15 protein-coding genes and 1 pseudogene are annotated in these 15,234 nt (G+C 67.6%); 11 read left to right on the plus strand and 5 right to left on the minus strand.

From position 1 onward, the window contains the following. Positions 1-112: 112 nt before the first annotated feature. Complete coding sequence (locus ACFWVD_RS11985) at positions 113-922, plus strand: hypothetical protein (protein WP_379242055.1); 810 nt, start codon at positions 113-115, stop codon at positions 920-922. 63 nt (positions 923-985) lie between these two features. Here the strand turns inward: ACFWVD_RS11985 and ACFWVD_RS11990 are convergent, their stop codons facing one another. The 4 genes from ACFWVD_RS11990 to ACFWVD_RS12005 form a co-directional block, all read right to left on the minus strand. Beyond that, the gene (locus ACFWVD_RS11990; protein WP_379242056.1) at positions 986-1,645 is read right to left on the minus strand and encodes an urease accessory protein UreD; all 660 of its coding nucleotides are present in this window, start codon (positions 1,643-1,645) and stop codon (positions 986-988) included. Further along, positions 1,635-2,342, minus strand: a complete 708-nt coding sequence (gene ureG / locus ACFWVD_RS11995) for an urease accessory protein UreG (protein WP_379242057.1) — start codon at positions 2,340-2,342, stop codon at positions 1,635-1,637. Before ureG ends, ACFWVD_RS11990 begins: the two co-directional genes overlap by 11 nt. Positions 2,343-2,373: 31 nt before the next feature. Next, positions 2,374-3,024: an urease accessory protein UreF gene (locus tag ACFWVD_RS12000; protein WP_379242058.1), complete on the minus strand. Its 651-nt coding sequence runs from the start codon at positions 3,022-3,024 to the stop codon at positions 2,374-2,376. Between the two features lie 107 nt (positions 3,025-3,131). Then, on the minus strand, positions 3,132-4,601 hold the full coding sequence (locus ACFWVD_RS12005; protein ID WP_379242059.1) for an MFS transporter: 1,470 nt from the start codon (positions 4,599-4,601) through the stop codon (positions 3,132-3,134). 91 nt (positions 4,602-4,692) lie between these two features. On the opposite strand from ACFWVD_RS12005, the gene ACFWVD_RS12010 reads away from it, so the two are divergent. Both ACFWVD_RS12010 and ACFWVD_RS12015 read left to right on the plus strand, forming a co-directional pair. Continuing rightward, positions 4,693-5,382, plus strand: coding sequence for a TetR/AcrR family transcriptional regulator (locus ACFWVD_RS12010; protein ID WP_379242060.1), 690 nt, complete (start codon positions 4,693-4,695; stop codon positions 5,380-5,382). Between the two features lie 153 nt (positions 5,383-5,535). Then, the gene (locus ACFWVD_RS12015; RefSeq protein WP_379242061.1) at positions 5,536-6,204 is read left to right on the plus strand and encodes a class I SAM-dependent methyltransferase; all 669 of its coding nucleotides are present in this window, start codon (positions 5,536-5,538) and stop codon (positions 6,202-6,204) included. Between the two features lie 21 nt (positions 6,205-6,225). Here the strand turns inward: ACFWVD_RS12015 and ACFWVD_RS12020 are convergent, their stop codons facing one another. Further along, positions 6,226-7,425 (minus strand): DUF418 domain-containing protein, encoded by a 1,200-nt coding sequence (locus ACFWVD_RS12020; RefSeq protein WP_379242062.1) that lies wholly within the window; start codon positions 7,423-7,425, stop codon positions 6,226-6,228. Between the two features lie 210 nt (positions 7,426-7,635). Here ACFWVD_RS12020 and ACFWVD_RS12025 point away from each other — a divergent pair, with 210 nt between their 5' ends. From ACFWVD_RS12025 to ACFWVD_RS12060, 8 genes and pseudogenes are all read left to right on the plus strand, one after another. Continuing rightward, the gene (locus ACFWVD_RS12025) at positions 7,636-8,619 is read left to right on the plus strand and encodes a zinc-binding dehydrogenase (protein ID WP_379242063.1); all 984 of its coding nucleotides are present in this window, start codon (positions 7,636-7,638) and stop codon (positions 8,617-8,619) included. A 133-nt stretch (positions 8,620-8,752) separates the two neighbouring features. Further along, positions 8,753-9,976: a cytochrome P450 gene (locus tag ACFWVD_RS12030; protein ID WP_379242064.1), complete on the plus strand. Its 1,224-nt coding sequence runs from the start codon at positions 8,753-8,755 to the stop codon at positions 9,974-9,976. A gap of 273 nt (positions 9,977-10,249) precedes the next feature. After that, positions 10,250-10,573 (plus strand): annotated as a pseudogene (locus tag ACFWVD_RS12035) (ATP-binding cassette domain-containing protein); the annotation flags it as partial. Between the two features lie 291 nt (positions 10,574-10,864). Next, entirely contained in the window at positions 10,865-11,260 is a 396-nt protein-coding gene (locus ACFWVD_RS12040; RefSeq protein ID WP_379242470.1) for a TOBE domain-containing protein, read from the plus strand. Between the two features lie 10 nt (positions 11,261-11,270). Beyond that, positions 11,271-12,635, plus strand: coding sequence for an ABC transporter substrate-binding protein (locus ACFWVD_RS12045; protein ID WP_379242065.1), 1,365 nt, complete (start codon positions 11,271-11,273; stop codon positions 12,633-12,635). Next, positions 12,632-13,486, plus strand: a complete 855-nt coding sequence (locus ACFWVD_RS12050) for a metallophosphoesterase (RefSeq protein WP_379242066.1) — start codon at positions 12,632-12,634, stop codon at positions 13,484-13,486. Before ACFWVD_RS12045 ends, ACFWVD_RS12050 begins: the two co-directional genes overlap by 4 nt. Next, on the plus strand, positions 13,487-14,431 hold the full coding sequence (locus ACFWVD_RS12055; RefSeq protein ID WP_379242067.1) for a carbohydrate ABC transporter permease: 945 nt from the start codon (positions 13,487-13,489) through the stop codon (positions 14,429-14,431). Further along, a complete protein-coding gene (locus tag ACFWVD_RS12060) occupies positions 14,421-15,233 on the plus strand; it encodes a carbohydrate ABC transporter permease (RefSeq protein ID WP_379242068.1) in 813 nt (270 codons plus the stop codon). The genes ACFWVD_RS12055 and ACFWVD_RS12060 overlap by 11 nt, the downstream gene beginning before the upstream one ends. Position 15,234: the final 1 nt, after the last annotated feature.

The following is a 15,234-nucleotide window of genomic DNA, read 5'->3' on the forward strand; positions in this document are numbered from 1 at the left end:
TCAGCACACCTCGATTCAGGGTCGGCCCTGTTTCGGACCCATCCGAGCCGAGCACCGATCCGAATGTCGGAGGTCATATATGTGACCAATCCCCACCGATGAAAGGTGATCTATGGCGACGGGGAAACACAGGGCGCAAAGCCTGCAGCGACAGAAGGTCGGATCGGTCGTCGCAGCCGGAGCGGTACCCCTGGTCATGGCCCTGATCGGCACGGGCACCGCGAATGCCGATCCCGCGCAGGCGGCGGTGACCCAGCCCGAACACCAGGCCGGACCGGAATTCGACGCGGTGGCACCCAATGCCACCCCGTACGTGGTCCAGCCCATGCCCGCGAACACCCGCAGTTCACTGGCCTGGTCACGGACCGGGCCGGAAATGGACTACCTTTCCCCCGTCGGCCCGCTGCACGCACCCACCGCGGTCGCGCCGGTGCCGCCGATCCTGCCGCCGCCGGGCCAGTTCCGCTTCGGTGACCAGCAGATTCCGGTGCCGGACTTCGTGCCGGTGGACACCTCGATCCAGATCAACGACGCCTCGGCCAACACCGAAGCCAATCTGGCCACGTTCCTTGACTCGGTCGGCCTGGAACGCAGCCGTTCGGACCGGATCGCCGCGGAGACACTGGGTTCGGCCGCCCGCGGCGCGGCCGTCGGCTCCACCGTGGCGATCCCGTTCGCGATGATGGCCAGCACCGGCGGTGCGGTGGCCGGACTGGTGGCCGGACTGCCGTTCCTGCCGATCGGCTTGGTCGCGGGCCCGATTCTGGGCGGCATGGCCGCGTACATGGCGGTGTCGGTGCCCGTCACGATCGTGGGCGCCGGTATCGGTGCGGCAGTGGGCGCGGCCAGCGGCTTCCTCGCGCCCCCGCGTGGGGTGACCCCCGAGGGCGCTGAGACCGAAGCCGAGCTCGTCAACGCTTGATCGACTTGCCAGTGGTGGGAGTCGGACTCTCTGTCCGGCTCCCACCGCCATGTCCAGCAGCTATCAGACGGCTATCGCGTGCAGGCGTGCACTGGTGCGCGTTGCCAGGGAACCGCCCGCGGCCAACGGCAGCCGGACCTGGTCGACACTGCCCGACCAGGCCGGACGGTCGTCCGGGTAGACCAGTTCGCTGTCCAGCGCCCGCGGCGCGCTGAGGCGGTCGTCGGCCCACGAGTCGGCACCGAGTTCGAGCCGGTGCCGCAGCAGCGGGATCTCACCGAGGTCCGCGATCAGGTCGCCGCGCCAGCCGCCGCCGTCCTCATTGCTTCGACCCAATTGCACCCGCTCGCGCAACCGCAGCCGCGCATCCGGGGCGACCCGCACCGTGGTGACCGTGTGATGGATCGCGCCACCGGCCACAATCGTGGGCTCGGGATCGAAATCCAGTTCGGCGCCCGCACCGACGTCGAAACGCCAATGCGCGTGCGACAGCATCGTTTCCGCACCGGGCAGCGCGATCGTGGCCGCCACCGAACGGACCACCAGTCGCGCACCGGGGCGCACCACGATGGTGATGTCGAGAACGTCGCCGCCCAGCGGGGTGGCCGCGGTGCCGATCAGGTGCACGGTGTCGATGCCGGTGTGCCGCCCGGCCAGGCCGCCGACCGCGTCGATGCGCGGCAACCTACCCGGTGCGGCGACGATGCTCAGTTCAGTGCGCAACGCCGGTGGCCGCGTCCTGCTCGGCGGCGATCCGCAGTTGTTCGCGCACCCAGGCCAGCACCGGGGTGGCCGCGGGGTCCTCGGTCAGCGAGACCAGCGCGGTGGGGCGGGAGTCGCGAACCTTGGCGGCGTCGCGTTCCATCACGCCCAGGTCGGCGCCGACCATCGGGGCCAGGTCGGTCTTGTTGACCACGAGCAGATCGGAGAAGGTGACGCCGGGGCCGCCCTTGCGCGGCACCTTGTCGCCACCGGCCACGTCCACGACGAAGATCTGCACGTCGATCAGGCCCGAGGAGAAGGTGGCGGTGAGGTTGTCGCCGCCGGATTCGACCAGGATCAGATCCAGCGGCGGGTTGGCCGCGACCAGGTCGTCGATGGCATCGAGGTTGGCGGTGATGTCGTCGCGGATGGCGGTGTGCGGGCAGCCACCGGTCTGCACGGCGGTGATCCGCTCGTCGGGCAGCACGGCGTGACGGCGCAGGAAGTCCGCGTCCTCGGTGGTGTAGATGTCGTTGGTCAGTACCGCGAGTGACAGTTCGTCGCGCAGCTGACGGCACAGGGCGGCGACCAGCGCGGTCTTGCCGGAACCGACCGGGCCGCCGATGCCGATGCGCAGTGCCTCGCCGGGTACGCGGTCGCGCTTGGGGCGGTCGTGGCTGTGGTCGTGCGGTTCGCCATCGATGAGATGGGGAGGCATGGGGTGCTCCTTGCTTCGGGGGATTTCGGGGTCAGGACGCGAACAGCGGCATGCCGCGGTCGAGGTGTCGCTGGGCCAGTGCGTCCTGCAGTGGGTCGGACAGGGCGGCCAGGCCGGTGGCGGCGTCGGCGGCGATGCGGTCGCACAGCGGGGCCAGGCGCATGGTGCTCGCGGCGATGGCGGCGGGGTCGAGGGCGAGCAGGCGTTGGGCGGCGGTGGCGGCACCGGTGAGCGTGGTGTACACGACTACGCCCGCGAGCTGTTCGGTGTCCGCCGCGCAGGCCGCGCCGACCATGCCGAACACTGTCGACAGGTGTGGGCGCAGGCCTGCCGGGGCCCAATCATGCTGGGGCCACAGCTGTTTCGCCAGGCGCAATAGGCCGCGGCCTTGCGCGCGCGATGCCGCCCTCGCCGCCGGTGACGGGGTGCGGGCGTCGGCTTCGAGTTCGGCGCGTTCGGGGGTGAGCGTGCCGCCGCAGACCGCGGCGGCCAGCGATGCGGTGACCAGTCCCGAGGTCGCGATGCGGCGGCGCAGATACAGTTCGACGCCGGCGTTATCGCGCAGCAGTCCCGACGACACCGCTTCCTCGACGCCGCCCGAATGCACGTGCCCGCCGATGGGCAGGCGGGAATCAGCCAGGGCGAGCAATGTCGCCAGGCCCGCCGCACCCTCGTTTCGCATCCGACGATCCTATGCAACGGGGCTGGACGTCCGCCCGGTGAGGCCGGGCATAGGCACGCGCAGTGGTGGCGGTCACGTCACCGGGCGGTCGTGCACGACGCGGCTCGTCAGCGTACGGTGCGGGCCGAGCGCCAGGCCAGCGCCGCCATCACGATCAGCAAGGCCGCACCGATTGTGGTCGCCAGGTGCATTCCGCTGACGAAGGATTCGCGGGCGGCGTGGATCAGTGCGTTGTCGCCACCGGAGTGCAGCAGGGTGTCGCCCAGGGTTTCGCCGAAGTCGCCGCCGGAGCGGAACACCAGTGCCGCGACCGAGCCCAGCAGGGCCAGGCCCAGCGCGTTGCCCAGTTCGAAACTGGTTTCGGAGATCCCGACCGCGGAGCCCGCCCGCTCGGGGGGTACCGCCGACACCGCGACGTCGGACACCAGGGTGAACGAGAAGCCGTACCCGATACCGGCGGTCACCGAGCCCGCGATGTACCAGCCGACCCCACCGTCGACACCAACGCCCAGCAGCATCAGGTTGCCGACAGCCGACAGCAGCAGCGCGAGGGTGAACGTCGCGCGCACTCCCAGCCGCAGACTCAACCGGGCGCCGCTCATCGAGCAGCCGAACACCGCGATCGCCATCGGAACGCCCAGCAGCGCGGCGGCCAGCGCGTCACGGCCGGTCACCGATTGCAGGTAGATGCTGGTCAGGTAGCTCAGCGCTGCCAGGGACATCATGCCGACCAGGCACGCGCCGATCGCCACCCGGAACAGCGGCCGGGCGAACAATGTCAGGTCCAGCAGCGGTTCGGTCAGATGACGTTGCCTGCGCACGAACACCACCAGCAGTGCCACACCGATCACCGCGATCACCAACGACACGATGTCGAAGCCCTCGGCAGCCATGTGCTTGACCCCGTAGATCAACGGCAGGATGCCGCCGATCGACAGTGCGACGCTGGGAATATCGATCGGGCCCAGCGCGGTGGAGCGGTGTTCGGGCAGCAGGATCGGCCCGAAGATCAGCAGGATCGCCAGCACCGGAATGTTGATCAGGAACACCGAACCCCACCAGAAGTGGTGCAGCAGCAGCCCGCCGATGATCGGCCCGACCGCGGAACCACCGGCGAAGAACGCGGTCCACACGCCGATCGCGGTCGCGCGTTGGCGGGCGTCGGGGAACAGGTTGGAGATCAGCGCCAGGCTCGACGGCAGCAGCGTCGCGCCACCGACACCCATGAGCACGCGCGCGGCGATCAGGATCGGCGCGGTGGGCGCGAACGCGGCGAATACCGAGGCGATGCCGAAGATGGCCGCGCCCACGAGCAGGATGTTGCGTCGCCCGATCCGGTCGCCGAGGTTGCCCATGGTGATGAGCAGGCCCGCCAGCATGAACCCGTAGATGTCCAGGATCCAGAGCTGTTGCGAGGCAGTGGGATCCAGGTCGGCCGTGAGTGTCGGCATGGCGAGGAAGAGCACCGAGATGTCCATCGACACCAGCAGCACCGGCAGCAGCAGCACGCCCAGTCCGAGCCATGCGCGGCGTCCACCGGCGACTGCGGTGGGCGCCGCCGGTTCCAGCTTCGTCATTCCGACTTCCTTCCACGGTTGTGCGTACACCGTACGCGGGTATTGGGTACAGTGTACGCATGAAGGTCGTATTAAGAAAGCGAGTCATGGGATGACCGAGGCGAAGCTGACCCGCACCGCGATCGTCGACGCCGCGATCACCCTGGCCGGCGCCGACGGGCTGGACGCGGTGTCGATGCGTCGGCTCGCGGACCGCCTCGAAGTGGGCACCATGTCGCTGTACCGGCACGTGGCCAACAAGGACGAGCTCATCGCGGCCATGACCGACGAGGTCGCGGCCCGTCACCCGTACCCCGACCCCACCGGTCAGGGCTGGACCTGGCGCGACCGGGTTCGCATCGCCGCGGAGATCGATTGGATGCTCTACCAGCGGTATCCCTGGATCCTGCTCACCTTCGCCGTGCCCCGCTACAGTTTCGGACCGCAGGGTCTGGCCAGTTTGGCGTGGTTGGTCGAGGGTCTGCGCGAGCTGGATGTGTCCGCGCGAGAGGCGACCACGATGGCGTTCTCGGTGTGGAACTACATTTCCGGGGCGAGCCTGCCGGTGGTCGGCGGCGCCCTGCTGGCCGAGAAGCGCACCGCCACCGACGACGCCAACGGTCTGCGCGATCTGCTCGACGGAAAACCTTCCTCCCCCGTCCCGCCCGCCCTGGCCGATCTCAACGGTGCCGGCGTAAGCGACCTGACCTCCGAGGACCTGCTGTTCCTGGGCTTGGAGGCCTTGTGCGACGGTTTCGTCGCCCGCGCCGCCCGCCGATCCGCCACGGAATCGACCCCCTAGATAGGTTTTCAAGATCACCACGCTCTGGTGGTTGAATTTCGGACCAGAATCCAACCACCAGAGCGTGGTGATCAATCGACCAGATCGCCGGTCGTCGGGCGCGCCGACGAATGTCGGGCGGCACGGTGGGCGTCGGTGGGGAAGACTGGGCTTATGACCGACGCGCAACCGCCCGCCGACCGTCGACTCGCCGCCCAGGCCCTCGCTGCCAACGACCCGACCGGGTGGTTCGAACCGCTCTACGCCGAAGCCGCGGCGGGGAACTCGGTGGTCCCCTGGGACCGCGACGTACCCAATCCCCTACTCGTCGACTGGTTCCGCACCGCGGACCTACCCCAGGGTGCACGCGGCCTGGTGATCGGCTGCGGCTACGGCACCGACGCGGAATACGTTGCCTCTCAAGGTATCCGAACCACCGCTTTCGACGTATCCCCCACCGCCATCCGCGCCGCCCGAGCCCGCTTCCCCCACTCCCCCGTGACCTACACCGTCGCCGACCTCCTCGATCCGCCACCCGCATGGCTGCACGCCTTCGACGTGGTCATCGAGTCCATCACCGTCCAATCGCTGCCCCCGGACGTCCGCACCACCGCCATCACCAATATCGCAAACCTGTTGTCCCCCAACGCGACCCTGCTCGTCATCGCCGACATCCACCGTCCCACCGACACCACCGGCCCGCCCTGGCCCCTGACCCGAGCCGACATCGACACCTTCACCACCCCCGACCTCATCCAGGTCCGCGTGGAAACCGTCCCCCGCCCCGACACCTCGGGCCGCCACCGCTGGCGAGCCGAATTCCACCGCCCTGCGTCGGCGTGAGCCGGAACCCCGGTTCGCCGGTCACCGCACAGCGGTGCGCCACGGGGGAACGGTCAGGTAGGTCGCGGCGCGTAGCAACCACTCCACCGGTCCGTAGGGGTGGCCGCGCAACCACCAGGCACTGAGGGCGAGTTGGGCGGCGAAGGTGAGCAGGGCGATCCCGATCACGGCCAAGGGTGCGACAGTGTCGGCCAGCGCCAGGCCGTACCCGGTGTAGACCAGCACCATCACGATCGACTGGCCGATGTAGTTGGTGGCGGCCATGCGTCCGGCGGGGGCGAGCAGGGCGGTGACGCGGCCCAGTCGCGCGGATCGCGCCGCCAGCAGGACCGCGGCGACGTAGGCGAAGGTCATGGCCGGGTTCACCAGCATTTGCAGACCGTGGACCACCGTGGGCGGATGCCACCACTGCATCGATTCCGCGAAGGTCATCGCCGAGATCGGCAGGCCAAGGCCGAAACCGGTCAGCAGTACGCGAAATGACCAGCGGCGCAGCAGATCCGGGTCGGCGAACAGGTTTCGTTTGCCCGCCGCCATGCCGATCAGGAACATGGCCAGGCTCGGCACGCCCTGGGCGAACCAGATCAACAACAGGAACAGCGGCGCGAGTGCGGTCTGGGTGTCCATCGTCGACGCGAAGCTCCCGGTGTAGTCGGCGGCCATCGCGGGCAGGTCGACGAACTCCCCGAACACCAGCACGCCACTGAAGCCCGGCAGCAGACTCCAGGCCGACCACGTCGCGTACAGCACGACCGCGGTGATCACCGCGGTACGGGGCCGCAGCTTGCGCAACGCGATGAGAATCAGGCACAGGAAGGCGTAGAGCGTGAGGATGTCGCCGATCCACAGCAGGTAGACGTGCACCAGCCCGATCACCATCAGCGCGGCGCACCGTCGCAGCAGTCGGCGCGTGGGCGAGGCCCCGGCTCGCTGCGCCGCCGCGATCTGCAGGGTGAACGAGTACCCGAACAGGAACGCGAACAGCAGGTAGAACCGCCCGGTGAACAGCGCGTCGACCGTGGCGCGCACCAGCAGGTCGACGGTGCCGTCGAAGCGCAGCACCGGGACGTCACGGGTGCCGATCACCGACCACAGCGAGGTCGCCACGAGCACATTGGTGATCAGAATCCCGAACAGGGCGAAGCCGCGCAGAATATCGAGCTCGGCAATGCGGTGTCCGGATTGCGCTGCGGGCGTACGGGTTCCGAGCGATTCAGCCATGTACTGAGCGTAGGTGCGCCCCTGTCGGTCTTCGTCCACCGTGAGAACTACTTCCATGCCGTACCCGGGTACCCCGCGTCACTCCTGTGGCGTATTGACAACCGCGACATCACCCCAGGACCGTCGCCTGATCAACCCACGCCACCCGCAGTGCCACAATGGAGCGGGATCATGCTCGGCAAGTCACTCGCAACCAGCACGGAGGCGGACATGCATGCAGTTGTCATCGACGAATTCGGCGAACCGAAGGACGTGCTCACCGCGCAGGAGGTGCCCGTTCCCGAGCCGGGGGCTGGGCAGGTGCGGGTCAAGATGGCGCTGTCGCCGATTCATAATCACGATCTGGCGATCATTCGTGGGGTGTACGGGTATCGGCCGCCGTTGCCCGCGATTCCGGGGACCGAGGCGGTCGGTGTTGTGGATGCGGTCGGCGAGGGGGTGGATAACCTGCAGGTGGGGCAGCGGATCGCGCTGGCCGGGCTGCAGGGGGCGTGGGCGGATTTCTTCCTCGCGCGTGCCGATCAGGCGGTGCCGATGCCGGACTCGGTGCCCGATGAGACGGCCTGTCAGTTGTTGGCGATGCCGTTGAGCGCGCTGATGTTGCTCGACGATCTGCAGGTGAAGTCCGGGCAGTGGATCGTGGTGAACGCGGCCAATGGCGCGGTGGGGCGGTTGTTGAACTTGTTCGCGAAGGCACGCGGGGTGCGGGTGTTGAGTTTGGTGCGCGGGCCCGCGTCGGTGCTGGCGTTGGAGAAGTTGGGTTACGGGCCGGTGCTGGATACCGAATCGGTGGGCTGGCTGGCCACGGGGGCCGATATCACCGGTGGTGAGCCGATCGTGCGCGCTGTCGACCAGGTCAGTGGTACCGCCGCGGGTGATCTGATGGCGTTGCTGGCGCCGCGCGGTGAACTGATCTCGTTCGGTGCGCTGTCGGGCAAGCCGCTGATCATCGACACCGGGGCTGTGATCTTCAAACAGGCTGTGGTGAAGGGTTTCTGGGGTCAGAAGCGCAGTTCCGAGATCGGGCGTGCCGACTATGTCCGGTTGATCACCGAAGTGGTGACGCTCGCCGCCAACGGGACATTGCGCCAGGATGTGCAGGCGGATTTCCCGCTCGATCAGGCTGCCGAGGCCGCTGTGGTGTCCGAGACTCCCGGTCGCAACGGCAAGGTCGTGTTGCACGGGTCGCGCTGATCGCACCGACTGATCGGCCGGGGACACGACCCGGCCGATCATTGTTTCTGACGAATTACCGCGCGGCACAGGGTTTTCCACGTAGTTCCCACGCTTGATGCGCTGTTCACCGGACCCAGGTACCGTCGATCCGATGGCCGACCTAACGACCCCCGCCCCCGTCGAGTCCATCGGCACCGACTTCTTCGACGACCCGCACGCGCACTACGCCCGCTGGCGCGCCACCGGGCCCGTCCACCGAGTTCTGTTTCCCGACAACGTGATCCGCTGGGTGGTCGTGGGCTACCAGGAAGCCAAGATCGCCCTCGCCGACCCACGTTTCCGCAAGGACATCTCGCACGTCGACGAAATCGTGCAGAGCAAAAAGCAATCCACTCCGACGGACCCGAATGTCCTTGCGCTGCTGAGCCATATGCTCGGCACCGACCCGCCCGTGCACACTCGCCTGCGCAAACTGGTCAACAAGGCGTTCACCAGCAAGCAGGTCGCCGCGCTGCGCCCCCGCATCGAACAGATCACCGAGTCACTGCTGGACGCGATGAGCGACCGTGACGACGTCGATCTGATGGCCGAGTTCGCCAATCCCCTTCCGGTGACGGTGATCTGCGAACTGCTCGGTGTCCCGTTCGACGACCGCGACGACTTCCAAGCCTGGACAAAGGCATTGGTGACCGTAGTCGGTGAATCCGCGGAGGAACAACGCCTGGCCGCGTCGGCGGCGATGGTGGGCTACCTCGCGAAACTGGTGCGCACCAAGCAATCCGAGCCCGCCGACGACCTGCTGTCCCAACTGGTCCTGGCCGACGACGACGGCGACCGACTCACCGACCGCGAACTCGTCTCCATGGCCTTCCTGCTGCTGGTCGCAGGCCACGAGACCACCGTGAACCTCATCGGCAACGGCGTCCTGGCCCTGCTGCGCAACCCCGACCAGTGGAAGTCCCTGCGCACCGATCCCACCGGAATTCCGGCCGCCATCGAGGAATTCCTCCGCTTCGACGGCCCGGTCGACATGGCCACCGTCCGCTACACCACCGAACCGATCACGCTGGGCGACACCGAAATCCCCGCCGACGAACTCGTCTACGTCTCCCTCGCCGCCGCCAACAGAGACCCCGCGCGCTTCCCCGACGCCGATACCCTCACCACCGACACCCCCACCCCCGGCCACCTGGCCTTCGGCCACGGCATCCACTTCTGTGTCGGCGCTCCCCTGGCCCGAGTGGAAGCCGAAATCGCCTTCACGGCCCTGCTCCGCCGCTACCCCGACCTGACCCTGTCCCCCACCGCCGACCTGCACTGGCAATCCAGCACACTCATCCGAGGCCTGCTCGAACTCCCGGTCCGCTTGCGCTGACATCCGGCCGGCACAGGAATCGCCGAGCACCCACGCCGCCGCGAACAACGACGCACTGACCAGATCAGGCAGCTGACGGCGCCGTTCGCGGGTCGATGGTGCCCAGACAACTGGACCGATCGACGTTGACTATCGCACCCGCGCGTGGGCCCTCGCGAGCTCGACACTGGGCGCATGGCACGACTGCAGATCGAAGCGGTGTCGAAGAAGTTCGATGCCGAGTACGCGGTGCGCGAGGTGAGTCTCGACATCGCCGACGGTGAGTTCATGGTGTTGCTGGGGCCCAGCGGGTGCGGCAAGTCCACGTTGTTGCGGATGATCGCCGGGCTCGCGGAGCCGAGCGCCGGGCGGATTTTGGTGGGCGGCGTCGACGTGACGGACGCGGCGCCGCAGCGGCGGGATCTGGCGATGGTGTTCCAGAGCTACGCGCTGTATCCGCATCTGTCGGTGGCGCGCAATATCGGGTTTCCGTTGCGGGCTCGGCGCAGGCCGCGGGCGGAGATCACGCGACGGGTCGCCGAGGTGGCGGCGACGCTGGAGATCTCGGCGCTGTTGCAGCGACGGCCGGTCGCGCTGTCGGGCGGGCAGCGGCAGCGAGTTGCGTTGGCGCGCGCCATGGTTCGTGATCCCGGCGCGTTCCTCATGGATGAGCCGCTGTCGAACCTCGACGCGAAACTGCGCAGCGCGACCCGCGCGGAACTGATCTCGCTGCACCAGCGGCTGGGTGCGACGTTCCTGTATGTCACCCACGATCAGGTCGAGGCGATGACGATGGCCACCCGCATCGCGCTGCTCAACGAGGGTCGCGTCGAACAGTGCGGCACCCCGGAGCAGCTGTACGACCACCCGCGCTCGACCTTCGTGGCCGGCTTTCTGGGCTCGCCCCCGATGAACCTGTTTCCCGCTGTCGTCACCTCGACCGACGGCCACCTGAGGCTGATCGCGGACGGTGTCGACGCCGCGCTGGACATCACCGAGGTTTCCGGCGACGCCACCGCCGTCGTCGCCGGAATCCGTCCCGAACGCCTGCGCATCGACGACACGTCCGGGGATGTCCGTGGCCGGGTGCGGATGGTCGAGAACCTCGGCAGCGAGGAACTCGTGCACCTCGAGTCCGGTCTCTGCCTGCGGGCGGCGCGTCCGGCGGGCGTCCGGGTGGGCGAGGATATCGCTTGCCGGGTCGATCCATCCGACATCCACCTGTTCGACCCGGACACCGGCCTGCGTCTGACTTGGCAAGCATCCCAACCTCTTTCGAAGACAGCCGCAGTTCCCGTCCCCTGAGGAGATCACCATGAAACGCACACTGCCCGCACTGGGCCTGGCACTCACCCTCGCTCTCACCGGCTGCGGCCTGGGCACCACCGGGTCCACCGACGCGACCACCACCGCGCAGATCCCCGAACTGACTGCTGACCAACAGGTTTCGATCGTCTTCGAGTCCTACAGCTACGGCGTCGCTGGCGCGTGGACCGACACCTTCAACGCCCTGATCGCCGATTTCAGCGCTAAGCATCCCAACATCAAGGTCACCGCGCAGAAACCGCAGGGCAACAGCCCCAACCCGGCCACCGACACCGTCTCCAGCATCCAGAACCAGATGGTCGCGGGCACCCCGCCCGATGTGGCCCAACTCGGCTTCTCCGACCTGGATTTCACCATCAACCAGCTCAAAGCCAAGCCCCTGGACCAGCTGGTCGGAGCGCAGGCCGTGCAGCAGAATTTCGACGGCGCCCGGCACGCCTACGCACCGCGCGCCCGCACGCTCGACGACTGGAAGGGCCACACCTATGGCGTTCCGTTCGTCTTCTCCACGCCCGTGCTGTATTTGAACGCGTCGCTGTTCACCGAGGCCGGGCTCGACCCCGCCAAGCCGCCCACCACCTGGGACGAAGTCACCACCGCCGCGAAGACCATCGCCGACCGCACCGGCAAGGGTGGCGTCTACATCGACTGTCTGACAAAGACTTCCAAGGATTGGTGTTTCCAGTCGCTGGTGCGTTCCAACGGTGGCCGGGTGATCTCCGAAGACCGCAACAGCCTCACCTATGCCGACGCACCCGCCGTCGAAGTCGCCGAGATGGCGCAGAACCTGGTGAACACCGGCAGTATGCCCAAGCTCAACCAGAAACAGGGCTACGAGGCGTTCGCCCGCGGCGAGATCGGCATGATGCTCGAAACCAGTGCGCTGCAAAGCCTTTTCGTCACCGGCTCGAAGGGCAAATGGGACCTGCGTTCGGCGCCGATGCCCGGCTTCGGCACGAAACCGGTTGTGCCGACGAACTCCGGTGCGGGCCTGCATATTCTGTCCGATGACCCCGTAAAGCAGCGTGCGGCGTGGGAGTTGATCAAGCACCTCACCAGCGAGGATTCCTACCAGAAGATCGCGCAGAACATCGGTTACCTGCCGCTGCGGACCGGCCTGCTCGAGGAGGTAGGCGGGCTGAAGGAATGGGCCGACCAGAACCCGCTGTCGCGCCCGAACGTGGCGCAACTGGCCACCATGGAGCCGTGGGTTTCGATGCCGGGCAACAACTATCTGCAGATGCGTGACGGCATGATGGACGCCGTCGAAGCCGTGGTGTTCCAGGGCGCCGACCCGCAGACCACGCTCACCGCGGCCCGTGCGGCGGGCACCGAACTCATGCCGAAATCATGAGCGAGCTGACGATCGTCCAGATCACCGACACCCACCTGCGGGCCGAGGGTGAACTGCTCCACGGGGTCGACACCGCGGCCAATCTGAACACGGTGCTCGCCCGGCTGCGAGAGTTCGGGCAACGCGTCGACGTGCTGATCTTCTCCGGTGATCTCAGCGACAACGGATCACCGCAGGCGTACCGGCGGTTGCGCGCCGCAGTCGAGCCGGTCGCGGCCGACCTCGGTGCCGAAATCGTCTATGCGATGGGCAATCACGACGAACGCACAGCCTTCGGCATCGAATTGCTCGGGTATGAAACCGTGGACTCGACCCAGCCCCACGACCAGTGCGTCGAGGTCGCAGGGGTTCGAATCATCGTGCTGGACAGCACAACTCCGCACGAGCACGACGGCAAGCTCGAACCCGAACAACTCGCCTGGCTGGCAGACATCCTGCGCACGCCCGCCCCGCACGGCACCGTCCTGGTGGTGCACCATCCGCCGCTGCGCTCCCCGCTCGCCACCCTCGACTTCCTCCGCCTCAAAGATGCCGAACAGTTGGCGGAGGTCGTGGCGGGCACCGATGTCCGGATGATTCTGTGCGGGCACAACCACCTCACCGGCGCCTCCGCCCTGGCCGGGATTCCGGTGTGGATCGGCCCCGCCATCGCCTACCGCCTGGATGCGATGGCACCGGCGGGCAGGCACCGCGGCTTCGCCGCACTCGGGTACAGCCGCATCGACGTGCTCGAGTCGACAGTGTTGGCCACCGCGATCGACGCAGCGCCCGCCGAGATGGTCTACGACCGGCCCGAACAGGACATGCTCGACCAGATCGCCGCGATCACCGCCGCCCGGAAGGTGCGGTAGATGTTCGTCATCGAGGCATCGGGGTCGCCGACACCGACCGTGGTGCAGCCGGTGCGCCGACGATTCACCCGCCGCCGGGTGGCACGGTTCGTCGCGCCGTACCTCTACCTGAGTCCGGCGCTGGTGCTGCTGGTCGTGTGGACGTATCAGCCACTGGTGCAGGCTGTGCAACTGTCCACCTACTCGTGGAACCTGCTGCCGACCGCACCGATGACACCGGTTGGCACCGCCAATTACGCACGGCTGCTGGATCTTCCGTCTTTCTGGGGTGCGCTGGGCCGCACCGGGACACTGATTCTGGGTCTGCTGCCGTTCACGGTGGTGCTGCCGGTCGTCATCGCGATGGCGAGCGGTCGGGTGACCGGTCGGGCGCGCACCGTCTATCAGGCGCTGGTGTTCGCGCCGTTCCTGGTCGCGCCGGTCGCGGCGGCGGCGGTGTGGCGCTGGTTGCTGCACCCGGGGTCAGGGTTTCTGGCCCAGCTGACCGGCTCCGACCGCAACTGGGTCTACGAGACCTCGACCGCGCAGGCGGTGATCATCGCGATCACCGCCTGGCACCTGATCGGTTTCGCGATGCTCGTGGCGTGGGCGGGCCTGGCCGGGATCAGCGGCGACTACGACGAAGCGGCCAGGGTCGACGGCGCCTCCGCCGGACAGATCCGACGGTGGATCACGCTCCCGCTGCTGTCACCCACTGTGTTGTTCCTGATTCTCACCACGGTATTACTCAGTCCCACACTGACTTTCCCGCTCATCGACTCGATGACCCAGGGCGGCCCGGCGCAGTCGACCACCAACATCTACTACCTGCTCTGGGACTACGCCTTCCACAGTTTCGACGCCGGTCTGAGCGCCGCGGCCGGTGTGCTGCTGTTCGTCGGCTTCGGCCTGGTGGCCGCAGTGCTGGTCTGGATCTCGGAAAAGGTTGCCGTCCATGACGATTGAACGACTGCGCGGCCTGGGCAGCCATCTGCTGCTCGCCGTCACGGCGCTGGTGTGCGTGTTCCCGATCTACTGGCTGTTCGCGACCTCGCTGCGCAGACCCGAAGACGTCACCTCGCTGTCGCCGATCCCGTGGCCGCTGTCGACGGCCAACTACCTCGACGCGGCACACAAGGTCGACATCGCCGGCCTGATCGCCAACACGTTCTTCGTCGCGGTGCTCTCGGCGGCGGGCCAGCTGTTGATCGCGCTGCTGGCCTCCTACGCGTTCGCCGTCTACACGTTCCCGCTGCAGAAGCTGCTGTATCTGGCGTTCGTCGGGGTGTGGCTGGTGCCGTTCCAGGTGACGATGCTGCCCAACTACCTCCTGCTCAACCAGCTGGGCCTGATCAACACGCTGATCGGTGTCGTGCTGCCGACACTGTGCTCGGCGCTTGCGGTACTGCTGTTGCGCCAACACATGTCGGCGTTTCCGAAAGAACTCATCGCCGCCGCGAGGATCGACGGACGCTCGTCGTGGTCGATCCTGTGGACGGTGGTGGTGCCGAACCTGCGGCCCGCCCTCGCCGCACTGGGCATTGTGTTGTTCATCAACGCGTGGAACGAATACTTCTGGCCCGCAGTGGTTTTGCGTCAGTCCAATGCGGTCCTGCAGCTGGGCCTGCGCAGTTTCATGGGCTCCGAGGGCGATCAGTGGGGGCCGATGATGGCACTGGCGGGTCTGGCCTGTCTGCCGGTGCTGCTGCTGTATCTGGTGCTGCAACGCCACATCGTCAACGCGTTCGTGCGGTCGGGCTTGAAGTAGC

It is taken from the genome of Nocardia sp. NPDC058666 (genome assembly GCF_042714895.1).
Lineage (GTDB): Bacteria > Actinomycetota > Actinomycetes > Mycobacteriales > Mycobacteriaceae > Nocardia.

Excerpts from the sequence above, each read along its gene's own strand:
- ACFWVD_RS11985 (WP_379242055.1), top strand. The coding sequence starts at position 113 with ATGGCGACGGGGAAACACAGGGCGCAAAGCCTGCAGCGACAGAAGGTC.
- ureG (WP_379242057.1), bottom strand. The coding sequence starts at position 2,342 with ATGCCTCCCCATCTCATCGATGGCGAACCGCACGACCACAGCCACGAC.
- ACFWVD_RS12000 (WP_379242058.1), bottom strand. The coding sequence starts at position 3,024 with ATGCGAAACGAGGGTGCGGCGGGCCTGGCGACATTGCTCGCCCTGGCT.
- ACFWVD_RS12005 (WP_379242059.1), bottom strand. The coding sequence starts at position 4,601 with ATGACGAAGCTGGAACCGGCGGCGCCCACCGCAGTCGCCGGTGGACGC.
- ACFWVD_RS12010 (WP_379242060.1), top strand. The coding sequence starts at position 4,693 with ATGACCGAGGCGAAGCTGACCCGCACCGCGATCGTCGACGCCGCGATC.
- ACFWVD_RS12015 (WP_379242061.1), top strand. The coding sequence starts at position 5,536 with ATGACCGACGCGCAACCGCCCGCCGACCGTCGACTCGCCGCCCAGGCC.
- ACFWVD_RS12020 (WP_379242062.1), bottom strand. The coding sequence starts at position 7,425 with ATGGCTGAATCGCTCGGAACCCGTACGCCCGCAGCGCAATCCGGACAC.
- ACFWVD_RS12025 (WP_379242063.1), top strand. The coding sequence starts at position 7,636 with ATGCATGCAGTTGTCATCGACGAATTCGGCGAACCGAAGGACGTGCTC.
- ACFWVD_RS12030 (WP_379242064.1), top strand. The coding sequence starts at position 8,753 with ATGGCCGACCTAACGACCCCCGCCCCCGTCGAGTCCATCGGCACCGAC.
- ACFWVD_RS12040 (WP_379242470.1), top strand. The coding sequence starts at position 10,865 with ATGAACCTGTTTCCCGCTGTCGTCACCTCGACCGACGGCCACCTGAGG.
- ACFWVD_RS12045 (WP_379242065.1), top strand. The coding sequence starts at position 11,271 with ATGAAACGCACACTGCCCGCACTGGGCCTGGCACTCACCCTCGCTCTC.
- ACFWVD_RS12050 (WP_379242066.1), top strand. The coding sequence starts at position 12,632 with ATGAGCGAGCTGACGATCGTCCAGATCACCGACACCCACCTGCGGGCC.
- ACFWVD_RS12055 (WP_379242067.1), top strand. The coding sequence starts at position 13,487 with ATGTTCGTCATCGAGGCATCGGGGTCGCCGACACCGACCGTGGTGCAG.
- ACFWVD_RS12060 (WP_379242068.1), top strand. The coding sequence starts at position 14,421 with ATGACGATTGAACGACTGCGCGGCCTGGGCAGCCATCTGCTGCTCGCC.